This is a genomic window from Metabacillus bambusae (genome assembly GCF_017497975.1).
GTDB classification, from domain to species: Bacteria; Bacillota; Bacilli; order Bacillales; family Bacillaceae; genus Metabacillus; species Metabacillus bambusae.
Genome location: NZ_JAGDEL010000026.1, coordinates 1 through 14,659 on the forward strand (window position 1 = coordinate 1; position 14,659 = coordinate 14,659).

Consider the following 14,659-nt stretch of genomic DNA (forward strand, 5'->3'; position numbering starts at 1 on the left):
TCATGCCTTAATTCATAGATTACTTGGGCTTTGTCTTTTTCTGAGACTTTGCCTTTGCTTGAATTAAGGCTTGTAACTTTTTTAAATACGCATTCTCCATACGTAATCGCTCATTTTCAGCTCGTAACGCTTCTTCTGATCCTTCTATTGGATGATTTTTCCTAGATTCTTTTTTCATGGATGGACGCCCCTTCTTTTTCGGTTGAAGAGCGTCGAATCCTCTTGTTTCTACGAGATATTTCCACTTCCAAACTGTTTGAGGGGAAGGAATATTGAATTTCGCAGCTGCTTCTAAATAGGACGCTCCTGTATCGTTCATATAACTAATTACGTCCATTTTAAAGCGAATATCATAGTTTGTATACCTTGAAGTTAATCCTTCCGTACCTTGTTCTTTATACTGTGCTACCCAAGTTTTTAAAGCCGTCAAAGTAACACCAAAGAGATTCGCTGTATCTTTAAAAGAGCTAGTACCCTTCATGTAGTGCTCTACTGATGAAATTTTTGTTTCAAGTGAATACTTTGTCATAAAAAAACTACACCTCCAAATGTTAGTTGTGTCTAACATTTGGGGTGCAGTTCAATTGTTCAGCCTCTTTTTGTGTGGATATAAGTTTATTATTTTTTTCTTTTGAAAAAAACTAGGAATGCTCCTATTAAAATCAATAAAAATGACCAATAGGTTTCAATAAGCTGAACACCATTTTCAACGACAGAGAAAGAGTGGATGATCTTTTGAAAAAAATGAAGAAATAATCCAATCAAAAGTAATACTATTCCTTGAGCATAGCCTGATTTAGTTTTAATAGCAGTAAGTAGCATTCCTAAGGCTAATATAAAAAGAAATGCAGCTGCATGGTCTGGCCAGGAAGGGAACTTAGGTTGATAGATAAAGTGAATGCCAAGCCCGGCTAAAATGATACCAGGTAGGATAGCTGTATTGTCTTTTTCAAAATGTCCACTAATTAAGTAAGCAGTTCCTAATAGAATCAGTAAGGCTTGCCAACTCGTTTGATTTTCAAATAAATGAATATTTAATTTTTGGATAGAATAAAAAGTGCCAATCCCTAGTAAGATAATTCCAGGTAATAAAGATATTTTTTTCATAAGGAACACCTCTTAATATAATGATTTCTGTATGATACTTTGTTTGTATCTTTTATTACGTGAATCCTCTTCTCGAAGTCAGAGGACAAATGTCAATATTAATTGACTAAGTTAACAAACTGATAACTTGATTAGCAGCTTAATATTTGTTATTGTACTGAGTGGAGAGCATGAGGGATCATGTCAAATTGTGTAGATATCCTGTCATATTTTATGACTAATAAATTTACTTTTAATTAACTTAGCAGTACAATTAATAAATCTTAATTATCCTATCATAAATCATAGCATTATGGATGATAGGATAATAAAATGTAAGGCTTCGTCATGAGACATGATCATAAGTCTTAGTTTTTCTAATCATATCATAGGATTCAAATACTGTTCACATTTTATCTGCGTGAATGAAAAATGTGAGTGGTATACTATAACTAAAGAGATCTTTGCATGTGGGGGTGTAAAGGGAAATGCATATACTTGTTGTCGGCTTAAATTATAAAACAGCCCCTGTTGAAATTCGCGAAAGGCTTACTTTTCAACCGAACGAGCTTTCTGATGCGATGAAACAGTTAAAAGACCAAAAAAGTATTTTAGAAAACGTAATTGTATCAACATGTAATCGAACAGAGATTTATGCGGTTGTCGACCAATTGCACACAGGACGTTATTATATAAAAGCGTTTTTAGCAGATTGGTTCGGTATAGATAAAGATGAGATTACACCGTACTTAACCATATTTGAACAAGATGGTGCATTAGAGCACTTATATAAAGTTGCGTGTGGATTAGACTCGATGATACTTGGAGAAACACAAATTCTAGGACAGGTTCGCTCTAGCTTTTTGCTTGCACAAGAAAACGACTCAATAGGTACTATCTTCAATCAACTATTTAAACAGGTTATTACACTAGCAAAGCGCTCCCATTCTGAAACAGATATTGGTGCTAATGCTGTTTCAGTTAGTTATGCTGCAGTAGAATTAGCGAAAAAGATCTTTGGGGACTTAAAAACGAAGCATGTGCTTATTTTAGGTGCCGGAAAAATGGGCGAGCTTGCAGTGCAAAACTTACACGGGAATGGCGTAGGGAAAGTTACTGTTATGAATAGAACGTTGCAAAAAGCTGAAGAGCTAGCTAATCGTTTCAATGGGAAAGCTAAAGGGATCAATGAGCTACAATGTGGATTAGTTGAAGCAGATATTCTAATTAGCTCAACTGGAGCAAAGGATTTTGTAATTTCGAAGGAAATGATGTCACAAGTTGAAAAGCTAAGAAAGGGTCGACCTTTATTTATGGTTGATATCGCAGTTCCTCGTGATTTAGATCCAAAGCTTGCTGAATTAGATGGTGTGTTTTTATATGATATCGATGACTTGCAAGGAATCGTTGAGGCGAACCTACAGGAACGAAAAGTTGCTGCAGAGAAAATTGAGCTAATGATTGAAGCTGAAATTGTTCAATTTAAGCAATGGATTAACACACTAGGTGTTGTACCTGTTATCTCTGCGCTTCGTCAAAAAGCGTTAACGATTCAAGCTGAGACAATGCAAAGTATTGAGCGGAAAATGCCTGATTTAACTGATCGTGAGAGAAAGGTACTTAGCAAACATACGAAAAGTATTATTAATCAATTACTAAGAGATCCCATTGTGAAAGTGAAGGAACTTTCAACTGATGCAAATGCTCAGGAGTCATTAGAGTTATTTATGAAAATATTTAACATTGAAGATGCTGTTGAGGAGCAAGTGCAAAAAGAGAGAGCTGAAAAGCAATTAAATCTTTCAAATGAGCAAATGCCAGATCTTCGAGCTTCACTGCAATCGTAAGTGTGATGTAATTATTCCTTTATTATAGTTGTTGGCGTCAGTACGTCATAGGAGTTTTTTGTATGGAGATGAGTTTAACTAGAATCAATGAAGTAACCATTATTCTTTATGCATTATGTGTACTTTTATATTTTATAGATTTTCTTAATAATAACCGGAAGGCGAAACAAGCTGCCTTCTGGTTACTTTCTATTGTTTGGCTTTTGCAAACAATTTTTTTATTTGCTCGTATGTTTGAAACGGGAAGATTTCCGGTATTGAATGTGTTTGAAGGATTATATTTTTACACATGGGTACTTGTCACTCTATCTCTAGCATTAAATAAATTTTTACGAGCAGAGTTTATTATATTTTTTACAAACGTAATTGGCTTTATCATGATGGCATTACATACCTTTGCACCAGCACAATATGAGTCGGCAGCGGTTTCAAGTAAGCTTGTTTCTGAATTGTTATTGATTCATATCACAATGGCAATACTTTCATATGGTGCCTTTTCACTTTCGTTCGTTTTTTCAATTTTATATACGATTCAATATAATTTATTGAAAAAGAAGAAGTGGGGAAAACGTCTTCTGCGCTTAGAAGATTTATCTAAACTTGATTATATGTCATATGTATTAAATGTCATTGGTGTACCGATGCTGTTATTAAGCCTTATATTAGGAATTATTTGGGCTTACATTAAAGTTGAAAAATTTCATTGGTATGATGCAAAAGTTCTTGGGTCTTTTATGGTGTTAATCACATATAGCGTTTATTTATATATTAGAATTGTTAAAGAATTGCAAGGGAAATCGGTCGCATTATTGAATATTGCCTCCTTTCTTGTCTTATTAATTAATTTTTTCTTATTCGGCAGCTTATCAAGATTCCATTTTTGGGATTCATAAAATCATCAGTAGAATGTAGTAGGAGGATATCATGCGTAAAATTGTTGTAGGTTCAAGACGAAGTAAACTGGCATTAACACAAACGAACTGGGTGATAAATCAACTAAAATCCTTTGGTTTACCTTTTGAATTTGAAGTAAAGGAAATTGTCACAAAGGGTGATCGGATATTAGATGTTACCTTGTCAAAGGTTGGTGGGAAGGGACTGTTCGTTAAGGAAATTGAGCAAGCAATGATCGATGGTGAAATTGACATGGCTGTTCATAGTATGAAGGATATGCCAGGAGTATTGCCAGATGGTTTAACAATTGGCTGTGTTCCTAAGCGAGAGGATCATCGAGATGTGTTAATTTCGAAGGATCATAAAAAGCTTGCAGAGCTACCGCAGGGATCAGTGATCGGTACAAGTAGCTTAAGAAGAAGTGCACAGCTGTTAATCGAGCGACCAGACCTTGAAATTAAATGGATCAGAGGAAATATAGATACACGTCTAGAAAAACTTAAAACAGAAGAGTATGATGCGATTATTTTAGCTGCAGCGGGGTTATCGCGAATGGGCTGGAGCAAGGAAGTTGTTACTGAATTTTTAGAGCCTGAAGTTTGCCTACCTGCTGTAGGACAAGGTGCTTTAGCAATTGAATGTCGTGAAAATGATCATGAATTACTAGACTTATTGGGAAAATTTACAGATAAAGCAGCACAATTAGCCGTAAATGCAGAGAGAACCTTTCTTACGAAAATGGAGGGCGGCTGTCAAGTACCAATTGCAGGATTTGCAACAGTTGACGAAAATCACGAGATTACATTTACTGGTCTAATCGCGTCACCAAATGGTAAAGAAGTATATAAACAGCAACTTACAGGTAAAGACCCTGTCGTATTAGGTGAAGACGTATCAGCTATTTTAACTGAGCAAGGTGCGAAAGCCCTAATTGATCGAGTCAAAGCGGAGCTTGATCAATAATGGCAGCAGGCCTTCCTTTACAAGGCAAGCGAGTATTAATAACAAGGGCACAGGCTCAAGTGCAAGAGTTTATTGACAGAATTGAATCAGCAGGCGGAGTAGCAATTACTGCTCCGCTTTTGGAGATTAGAGCTAATGATTTAAATGAGCAAGTGATTAAGTCAACAATTCAAAATCTCAAGAACTATGACTGTATTGTGTTTACAAGTGCAAATGGTGTGACTTTTTTTCAAAGCTATTTAGATAAATGGGACATTTCTTATAAAAAGTTAGATCATTTACTTGCTGCATCTGTTGGTAGAAAAACAAGTAAGCAAATGGAAAAATTAGGGTTAGCTGTTTCGATTATTCCTGAGGAATATGTCGCAGAAAAACTGACAGAAAGTATAACCAAAAACCTTCCAGCTCATTCTAGAGTTTTGGTTATCCGTGGAAACCTTGCACGCCCTGTACTGGTAACTGGGCTAAAACGAAATGGTTATAATGTGACAGATCTCGTTGTCTATGAAACGATACATAATATGAATGAAGCTGAAAAATTAAGAAAATATGTTCAAAATGATAAACTAGACTTTATTACATTTACTAGCTCTTCAACAGTTGATAGCTTTATGAACGTATTAAAGCAAGATGAGCTACATGAGAACTTAAAGAAGGTGACCTTTGTTTGTATTGGGCCAATAACGAACGATACATTAAAGGAATATGGGTATGAAGGAATAATGCCGGCTACTTACACAATTGAAGATATGGTAAAGCTAATGATCGAGCTTGAACAGAGATGAGGAGGATTTACTAATGGATATTCAATTTGCAAGACATCGTCGCTTACGTAACAGCGCAAATATGAGAGCTATGTTAAGAGAAAATCATCTTCGTGTAGAGGATTTTATCTACCCAATTTTTGTTGTTGAGGGAGAAAAGAAGAAAAACGAAGTCTCGTCTATGCCAGGGGTTTTCCAGATTTCATTGGATTTATTAAATGAGGAAATTGAAGAGGTAGTTTCTTTAGGAATCAAGTCAATTATATTATTTGGGGTTCCAGATTCAGATCATAAGGATGAAGTAGGTTCTGGTGCGTATCATGATCATGGCATTGTTCAATTAGCAACGAGACAAGTGAAAGAAGCTTACCCAGATCTTATAGTTGTTGCTGATACTTGTCTTTGTGAATTTACAGACCATGGCCATTGTGGAATCGTTGAAAATGGTCAAGTACTTAATGACCCATCACTTGATTTATTAGCGCGTACTGCAGTGAGTCAAGTTAAGGCAGGAGCTGATATCATTGCCCCTTCTAATATGATGGACGGTTTTGTTGCAGCGATTCGCCATGGATTGGATGAGGCAGGCTTTGAACATATTCCAATTATGTCTTATGCAGTAAAATATTCAAGTGCTTACTATGGTCCATTCCGTGATGCAGCTCAAAGTGCTCCACAATTTGGTGATCGTAAAACCTATCAAATGGATCCTGCTAATCGTGAGGAAGCATTACGGGAAGCAGGGTCTGATCTTGAGGAAGGAGCAGATTTCTTAATTGTTAAACCAGCCCTAGCTTATTTAGATATCATTCGCGATGTCAAGAATACCTTTAATGCTCCGATTGTTGCTTATAATGTTAGTGGGGAATATTCAATGATTAAAGCAGCTGCTCTAAACGGCTGGGTTGATGAAAAAACAATTGTTATGGAAACTTTAGTAGGGATGAAGCGTGCAGGTGTGGATTTAATTATCACTTACTTTGCAAAGGATGTTGCTCGCTGGTTAAAAGAAGAGTAGGAAAAAACCTTTTATATCATTACGAGAGTGAGAAAGGGGAATACATATGAAAAGCTATGTTAAAAGTGAACAAGCGTTTCAAAAAGCACAGTCGTTAATGCCAGGAGGAGTAAATAGTCCTGTCCGAGCTTTTAAATCAGTAGGAATGAACCCAATTTTCATGGAACATGGTAAGGGTTCTAAAATAACTGATATTGATGGAAATGAATACATCGATTATGTATTATCATGGGGACCACTTATTCATGGTCATTCACACGATACAGTTGTAGAAGCTATTAAAAAGGTTGTTGAATCAGGGACAAGCTTTGGGGCGCCAACATTAATAGAAAACGAATTAGCTAGTCTTGTGATAGAGCGTGTGCCATCAATTGAAATTGTGCGAATGGTTAGCTCTGGAACTGAGGCTACAATGAGTGCATTACGCTTAGCACGTGGATATACAGGACGTAATAAAATAATAAAATTTGAGGGCTGCTACCATGGACATGGTGACTCATTATTAATAAAGGCAGGATCAGGAGTGGCTACACTAGGATTACCAGATAGTCCAGGAGTTCCAGAAGGTGTTGCTAAAAATACAATTACAGTTCCTTATAATGATCTTGAAAGCGTTCGTTATGCATTTGAGCAATTTGGAGAAGATATTGCAGGCGTCATCGTTGAGCCAGTTGCTGGAAATATGGGGGTTGTACCACCACTGCCAGGCTTTTTAGAGGGCTTGCGTGAGGTGACTGAACAATATAGTGCCCTTCTCATATTTGATGAAGTGATGACAGGCTTCCGTGTAGATTACGGCTGTGCACAAGACTACTTTGGCGTAACACCTGATATAACATGCTTAGGGAAAGTAATAGGCGGCGGACTCCCTGTAGGTGCTTATGGCGGTAAACTTGAAATAATGCAGCAAATTGCACCAAGCGGTCCCATCTACCAAGCAGGAACATTATCAGGAAACCCGCTTGCAATGACAGCAGGTTATGAAACATTAAAGCTACTGACTAGGGAATCGTATATAGAGTTTAAGCGTAAAGCTGATCGTCTTGAAGATGGTTTGTCAAAGGCTGCAAACGAATATGAAATTTCTCATACGATTAATCGTGCAGGGTCTATGATTGGCTTCTTCTTTACGAATGAAAAAGTAACAAACTATGAAGAAGCAAAAACCTCAAATCTCGAGTATTTTGCAAGCTACTACAGAAGTATGGCAAATGAAGGAGTGTTCCTACCTCCTTCACAATTTGAAGGCTTGTTCTTATCAACAGCTCATAGTGATGAGGATATTGATTATACAATTGAAGCAGCAAGAAAGGCATTTGCTGCGTTGAAATAGAATGAGAAGGGTTTAACACAAATTAAGGTGTTAGACCCTTTTTTCAGTATTCCAACAAAAGATAGAAAAGCAACCTCACTTCGTCCTAAAAATTTCAATTCATATCCAGAATATAAATAAAATAAACATATTATCCTCCTTTCATACATACATCTGTAATGTCATAGTAATTTGTTAGGCTATTTGAAAGGAGGAATTATTTTTGTCACAGGAACAACAACAACTACGTTTTTCTGTAGAAGAATCAGTCTGGTTTCAAAAAGGACAGGAAGTATCTGAACTTTTAACAATTTCTCTAGATCCTGATATCTCAATTCATGAGCATGATCAGTACATTTCAATTCGAGGTGCACTTCAACTTACGGGTGAATACAAAATAGATACAGAAGCAAATGTGCAGGATCAATTTGAATATGCAAATGTACGGTATGTAAATGAAATTTCTACCCGAGAAGATGGTGTAAGTATAATCAATCACCGTTTTCCAGTTGATATCACGATTCCTAGAAATCGAATCCAAGATTTAGATGAAGTTTATGTATCAATTGAATCTTTTGATTATGAACTCCCAGAACTGAAATGCTTAAAGCTTGTTGCTGACTTATCAATAAGTGGTATTTCAAAAGAAGAAACCGAGCCTACTGCTGCTGATGTAAGTGAAAGACCGGAAGAAATTGAAGAAGAAGTATTTGAACCACTTTACAGAGGGCAACAGTCACAACCATTTGCTAATAAGGATGATACATTTACATCATTCGAACAAAGTGGTGCACATCCTTTCTCATCATATTATCAGGAATCTGATACGGTTGAAGAAGACGTGGACAAATTATCACCTGTTAAAACAGAGGCTCCTAGTCGTGAAGTTGAAAAAGTGAGTGAGGAAGAAAAAGAAGTTGAAGTTGTTTCTACACCAGTCCTTGAAGAAATTGACGAAGTGGACAGTGAAAACCAAGAGGTTCAGGAAGATCAGCAAGATCAACAAGAAGATCTTTACGATCCATTTGTTGTTGAGGTGAGGAAACAGGAAGAGGAGCCTGTTGAACCACAGGAGGTACAATATTCCTTCTTCTCTAAATCTGAAAGTCTTGCAAACGTCAATAACAAAGCGGAAGCAGAAGAAGAGAATGAACGAGAAGAAAATGATCCTAAAGATGCCCATTATTTAACAAGTCTTTTCGCTCGTGATGAAGAAGAGGATTTTTCTAAATTGAAAATGTGTATTGTTCAGCAAGGTGATACAATTGAGCTTATTAGTGAACGATATGAAATTTCAGTTCAACAGCTTCTTCGCGTAAATGAATTTCATGCAGATCAAGATGTTTATGAAGGACAAATTCTATACATCCCTGCATATTCAACGAGCAAATAATCGATATTTTGCATTGCTTTGAAAAACAGCAGAGGGATATTTACCTCAGCTGTTTTTTTGAAAGGCTCTGTTAAATCTCACTGTTGATTTTAGTAAATATTTTTTGAACTTTTTTCTAGCTCTAGCAGTTTTGTCTTTGTGAAAGGCTGTTTTCGGGCAAACTTTGTTACTATTAACCAAGTAAAGCGGTGTGGTTGATTGCAGCGAGAGATGCTCGCTTTCCGCGGGGCGGGCGGTGAGCCTCCTCGGCGTAAACGCCTGTGGGGTCTCACCTGTCCCGCTGCTCCGGCAGGAGTCTCGCACTTCCGCTCCAATCAACCTGAATTAGTTATTGTTTTAAAAGCAACAATATCTTAGAAAAGAGACTTGTTAAAAGTCCTATGCTAAACGAGCAAAACAAGGCACTTGCGCATTTCGTTAGAAGATTTGAGGTGTCATCTACATTGGCGATACAAGTTGATGGAATAAAGCCATTATTAAGAAATTATGATATCCAGCCTGAATATACAGAAGAAATTAGTCGTAAAGCAATAAAAATTTACACAAATAATGGAACATTTGTGTTAAAAAAGCTTTCAAGAAAATTCAATCCTACTTTTGCTGACTTATTATCACACTTAGACCAACAACGATACACTAATTATGTACCAATTAAGAAAAACAGACACCAGCAATTCATTTCACAAAATAGCAATGAATATTTTTATCTTATGCCTTGGCTGCCAAATGAAACAGACGATGAGATAGATGCACGACATCAATATTTATTCAAAGAAGTCGCTAAACTGCATAGCCGTACAGAAAAAGAAATTAAACTGAACGGTCAAGAGGTAGAAAAGCATTATGATGCGATCACAAAGCATTGGGAAGAGACAAAGGTATATTATGAAACATTTGTTGATCAATGTGAACAAAGATTGTATCTTTCACCATTTGAATTACAAGCAGTAACCTATTTTATTGAGGTTAGTCGTGCGATCGATTTCTCCAAAAAGAAATTAAAAGAATGGTCTGAGGAAATGGCAGAAAAGGAGAAGACTCGAATAGTTTTAAATCATGGAAAGATTTCGGCCCATCATTTTTTATATGATGAAAATAACGCAGGGTACTTAACGAATTTTGAACGTGCAAAATATGCTTCACCGATTGATGATTTCCTATTGTTCATGAATCATACAGGAAAGACTTATCCTAATCAATGTAATGACTGTGTAAATTGGTTTTATACGTATCAGAAAAGCTATCCTTATACAGAAGGAGAAATGCTGTTATTTCTTAGCTATCTTGCCTATCCAGATCGAATTTGTCGTATCATTAAGAACTACGTCCATAATGATAAAAGGCAATCTGAGTTAGTAAGAAACAAGCAATTATTAAAGGCTTATTGGCATTTTAAAAACATTGAATACATCGTGATGAAGATATCCGAAATTGAAGAGAAAAAGAAAATGCAAGAAGAATCTTCAAGTTAGGACGATGTGGTAGTATAAAGAGGCTAACACTTTGTGTCAGCCTCTTTTTTAAAAAGAAAAATAGGAGATTAATCTATAGCAACTGTATTTTAATTTAGGTTCTGTTATAACTCACTGTTGATTTTGGACTTTGTTGATTGGAGCGTAGCGTAAGGCGTGAGACTCCTGCGGGAGCCTTCCGGACCGCACTGGAAAGCTACCGCCTGCAGCGGAAATAAACAACCAAGTTTAACAGATCATTAATTTATCCAAAGGAACTATCAAGACTTTAAATCCAATCATAACGAAATGCAATAGCTAACAAAATTAATAGAGCAAGTAAAAGTACATCAAAGGATGTTGGAAAGAAAACTGTTCGAATACCTTGAAAAATTGTTAACGGAATAATAATTTGGATACCAATTTCTCGTACCTGTCTTACCCATGGCGGGAGCGTGTAAGGATTATACCGCCTCTTCATGTCACAACTCCTCCTTGTTTTATGCCTTCTCTAATAAGTAAATTCTTATCTCTCTCTATGGAAAATGAACGAAAAATTAACAACGAAATATGTGTTTATACTTGCAGGAATCTACGTACTATAAAAATATGCATAACAATCGGGATATGTGCCTGTATATTAGCAGATAAAAATGGTGAAGATATTGACGAAAAAAAGATTTTTTTAGTAATATAGAATAGATCAATATAATAAATCGATAAACGTTGAATGGGAAGAGTACAATTGCTATCTCGTTACAGAGAGAGAAATCATTTGCTGGAAGATTTCTTACGTAGATAAATTGGAAGGTCGCCCAGGAGTTGCTTCTTTGAATCGAGTAGGAGAAGCCGGTGTAGACCGTTATAAATCTTGAGTGCATAGACTATGCTTACGTATTTCTTTTTAGTCTATGAAAAAAGGTGGTACCGCGAAAATTTTCTCCTTTCGTCCTTTTAGTGGATGGAAGGAGTTTTTATTTTGTATGAAGGTAAGGCACCAAAAGTGATTTGTACTCGTTTAGGAAATTATAAAATTCTTGAACTGTGGATAAGCGCACGACATCCAGCTCCAGCGCCTAGCCTCTCTTGGGTCTACAGCTAATTTAGAATTGAAGGCAAAGAGCGCCTTCTATTCTAAATCATCTTATTTGCCCGAGGCTGATCAAGGCGTTTGCGCTTTTGTACATAACGTTTTCATTTCAACAAGTTATGAAAAACTTAATTATATTTAGGAGGAAACATAATGGGAAACAATGAACACCAGCATGAATTACCAACAAAGTATGATCCAAATACAATCGAAAAAAACCGCTATTCATTTTGGCTAGAGGGAAAATATTTTGAAGCAACGGGTGATGAAACGAAGCAACCTTATACAATTGTTATTCCACCACCAAATGTTACAGGTAAACTTCATTTAGGTCATGCATGGGATACAACACTACAGGATATTGTTACTCGTATGAAAAGAATGCAAGGCTATGATGTTCTATGGCTTCCAGGAATGGATCATGCGGGGATCGCAACGCAAGCAAAAGTTGAAGCAAAGCTTCGTGAAGAGGGAAAGTCCCGTTATGATTTAGGTCGTGAAAAATTTATTGAAGAAACTTGGAAGTGGAAGGAAGAGTATGCGGAGCATATTCGTGAGCAGTGGGCAAAGGTAGGCCTAGGCTTAGATTATTCACGAGAGCGTTTTACACTTGATGAAGGCCTATCAAAAGCTGTACGAGAGGTATTTGTTACGCTTTATAATAAAGGGCTTATTTACCGTGGTGAGTATATTATTAACTGGGACCCACAAACAAAAACAGCTCTTTCAGATATTGAAGTTATTTATAAAGATGTTCAAGGGGCCTTTTATCATCTGCGGTACCCGTTAGCCGATGGTTCTGGATCAATTGAAGTTGCAACAACACGTCCTGAAACGATGCTAGGTGATACCGCTGTAGCAGTTCACCCTGAAGATGAGCGCTATAAGCATTTAATTGGGAAGAAAGTTGTATTACCGATAGTAGGTCGGGAAATTCCAATTGTCGGGGATGATTATGTTGATATGGATTTCGGTTCAGGAGCAGTGAAAATAACTCCTGCTCATGACCCTAATGACTTTGAAGTTGGTAACCGCCATAACTTAGAACGAATTCTTGTTATGAATGAAGACGGTACTATGAATGCAAAAGCGGGTATTTATAATGGTTTAGATCGATTTGAATGTAGAAAGAACATTGTGAAGGACCTACAAGATCAAGGAGTTCTATTCAAAATTGAAGAGCATATGCATTCTGTTGGACATAGTGAAAGAAGCGGTGCAGTTGTTGAACCTTATCTTTCAACACAGTGGTTTGTTAAAATGCAGCCATTAGCTGATGAAGCAATAAAGCTACAAGAAGATGAAGAAAAAGTAAACTTTGTTCCAGATCGTTTCGAAAAAACATACTTACGCTGGATGGAAAATATTCGTGATTGGTGTATTTCGCGTCAGCTTTGGTGGGGACATCGAATTCCAGCTTGGTACCATAAAGAAACAGGGGAAGTTTACGTAAATCAGGAACCACCAGCAGATATTGAAAATTGGGAACAAGATCATGATGTCCTTGATACATGGTTCAGTTCAGCGCTATGGCCGTTCTCTACAATGGGCTGGCCTGATACAGAGTCAGCTGACTTCAAACGTTACTATCCAACAGATGTTCTTGTAACAGGATATGATATTATTTTCTTCTGGGTATCAAGAATGATTTTCCAAGGTCTTGAATTCACTGGCAAACGTCCGTTTAAGGATGTCTTAATTCATGGCTTAGTACGTGATGACCAAGGTCGTAAAATGAGTAAGTCACTTGGTAATGGTGTCGACCCGATGGAAGTTATTGATCAATATGGTGCTGATTCACTACGTTTCTTCTTATCAACAGGAAGCTCACCAGGTCAGGATTTACGTTTTAGCTATGAAAAAGTAGAATCGACTTGGAACTTTGCGAACAAAATTTGGAATGCTTCACGTTTTGCGTTAATGAATATGGACGGCTTAACTTATGAAGAAATTGATTTAACAGGCGAAAAATCTGTTGCAGATAAATGGATTTTAACACGCTTAAATGAAACGATTGAAAATGTTACAAAGCTTGCTGATAAATATGAATTTGGTGAAGTTGGAAGACTTCTTTACAACTTCATTTGGGATGACTTCTGTGATTGGTATATTGAAATGGCAAAGCTTCCTTTATACGGGGAAGATGAAGCAGCGAAAAAGACAACACGTTCAATTCTCGGCTATGTACTTGATAACACGATGAGATTATTACATCCGTTTATGCCATTTATTACAGAAGAAATATGGCAATCATTACCACATAATGGTGAATCAATTACTGTTGCAGCGTGGCCTACGGTAAACGAGGAGCTAACCGACAATCATGCAGCATCTGAGATGAAGCTATTAGTTGAAGTAATTCGAGCGGTTCGTAATATTCGCTCAGAAGTAAATACACCTATGAGTAAACAAATTGAAATGCAAATAAAGGCAAAAGACGAAGATGTGTTAAATCAACTTGAAACGAATCGTGCATATGTAGAGCGCTTCTGTAACACAAGCACTTTAACAATTGCTACTGATCTTGCGTCTTCTGAAAAATCAATGACAGCTGTTGTCACTGGTGCAGAGATCATTTTACCTATTGAAGGTTTAATTAATATCGAAGAGGAAATTAATCGTTTAGAAAAAGAACGTGAAAAGCTTGATAAAGAAGTAGAACGCGTGCAGAAGAAATTAGGTAATGAAGGCTTCTTAAAGAAAGCTCCTGAAAAGGTGATTGAAGAAGAAAAAGCAAAAGCAAAAGATTATCTTGAAAAACGTGACATCGTTTTAGCGAGAATTAAAGAGTTAAGAGGATAAGTATGATGACTCGGGTGGTTATTTTAAGCTCACCCGAGT

At 36.7% G+C, this 14,659-nt stretch carries 12 protein-coding genes and 1 other annotated feature; of the genes, 9 read left to right on the forward strand and 3 right to left on the reverse strand.

Translation table 11 applies throughout. The features are described 5' to 3' along the window. Window positions 1–19: 19 nt before the first annotated feature. The gene (locus I7822_RS24195; RefSeq protein WP_207981639.1) at window positions 20–529 is read right to left on the reverse strand and encodes a helix-turn-helix domain-containing protein; all 510 of its coding nucleotides are present in this window, start codon (window positions 527–529) and stop codon (window positions 20–22) included. Between the two features lie 89 nt (window positions 530–618). Continuing rightward, on the reverse strand, window positions 619–1,107 hold the full coding sequence (locus tag I7822_RS24200) for a LiaI-LiaF-like domain-containing protein (RefSeq protein WP_207981640.1): 489 nt from the start codon (window positions 1,105–1,107) through the stop codon (window positions 619–621). Window positions 1,108–1,574: 467 nt separating this feature from the next. Between I7822_RS24200 and hemA the strand changes: the two genes are divergently transcribed. From hemA to ysxE, 8 genes are all read left to right on the forward strand, one after another. Next, a complete protein-coding gene (hemA, locus tag I7822_RS24205; protein ID WP_207981641.1) occupies window positions 1,575–2,933 on the forward strand; it encodes a glutamyl-tRNA reductase in 1,359 nt (452 codons plus the stop codon). Window positions 2,934–2,995: 62 nt separating this feature from the next. After that, complete coding sequence (locus I7822_RS24210; RefSeq protein ID WP_207981642.1) at window positions 2,996–3,826, forward strand: cytochrome C assembly family protein; 831 nt, start codon at window positions 2,996–2,998, stop codon at window positions 3,824–3,826. A gap of 31 nt (window positions 3,827–3,857) precedes the next feature. Continuing rightward, complete coding sequence (gene hemC, locus I7822_RS24215; protein WP_207981643.1) at window positions 3,858–4,790, forward strand: hydroxymethylbilane synthase; 933 nt, start codon at window positions 3,858–3,860, stop codon at window positions 4,788–4,790. After that, window positions 4,790–5,575, forward strand: a complete 786-nt coding sequence (locus tag I7822_RS24220) for a uroporphyrinogen-III synthase (RefSeq protein ID WP_207981644.1) — start codon at window positions 4,790–4,792, stop codon at window positions 5,573–5,575. Before hemC ends, I7822_RS24220 begins: the two co-directional genes overlap by 1 nt. A 13-nt stretch (window positions 5,576–5,588) precedes the next feature. Continuing rightward, window positions 5,589–6,572: a porphobilinogen synthase gene (hemB, locus tag I7822_RS24225; RefSeq protein WP_207981645.1), complete on the forward strand. Its 984-nt coding sequence runs from the start codon at window positions 5,589–5,591 to the stop codon at window positions 6,570–6,572. A gap of 46 nt (window positions 6,573–6,618) precedes the next feature. Beyond that, a complete protein-coding gene (gene hemL, locus I7822_RS24230) occupies window positions 6,619–7,905 on the forward strand; it encodes a glutamate-1-semialdehyde 2,1-aminomutase (RefSeq protein ID WP_207981646.1) in 1,287 nt (428 codons plus the stop codon). Between the two features lie 202 nt (window positions 7,906–8,107). Then, a complete protein-coding gene (gene spoVID / locus I7822_RS24235) occupies window positions 8,108–9,277 on the forward strand; it encodes a stage VI sporulation protein D (RefSeq protein WP_207981647.1) in 1,170 nt (389 codons plus the stop codon). A 443-nt stretch (window positions 9,278–9,720) separates the two neighbouring features. Further along, on the forward strand, window positions 9,721–10,749 hold the full coding sequence (gene ysxE / locus I7822_RS24240; protein ID WP_207981648.1) for a spore coat protein YsxE: 1,029 nt from the start codon (window positions 9,721–9,723) through the stop codon (window positions 10,747–10,749). 268 nt (window positions 10,750–11,017) lie between these two features. Here the strand turns inward: ysxE and I7822_RS24245 are convergent, their stop codons facing one another. After that, window positions 11,018–11,209, reverse strand: a complete 192-nt coding sequence (locus I7822_RS24245) for a YszA family small membrane protein (protein ID WP_207981649.1) — start codon at window positions 11,207–11,209, stop codon at window positions 11,018–11,020. A 236-nt stretch (window positions 11,210–11,445) separates the two neighbouring features. Then, window positions 11,446–11,685: a binding site (T-box leader), on the forward strand. A gap of 286 nt (window positions 11,686–11,971) precedes the next feature. Here I7822_RS24245 and I7822_RS24250 point away from each other — a divergent pair. Then, on the forward strand, window positions 11,972–14,620 hold the full coding sequence (locus I7822_RS24250) for a valine--tRNA ligase (protein WP_207981650.1): 2,649 nt from the start codon (window positions 11,972–11,974) through the stop codon (window positions 14,618–14,620). Window positions 14,621–14,659 lie beyond the last annotated feature (39 nt).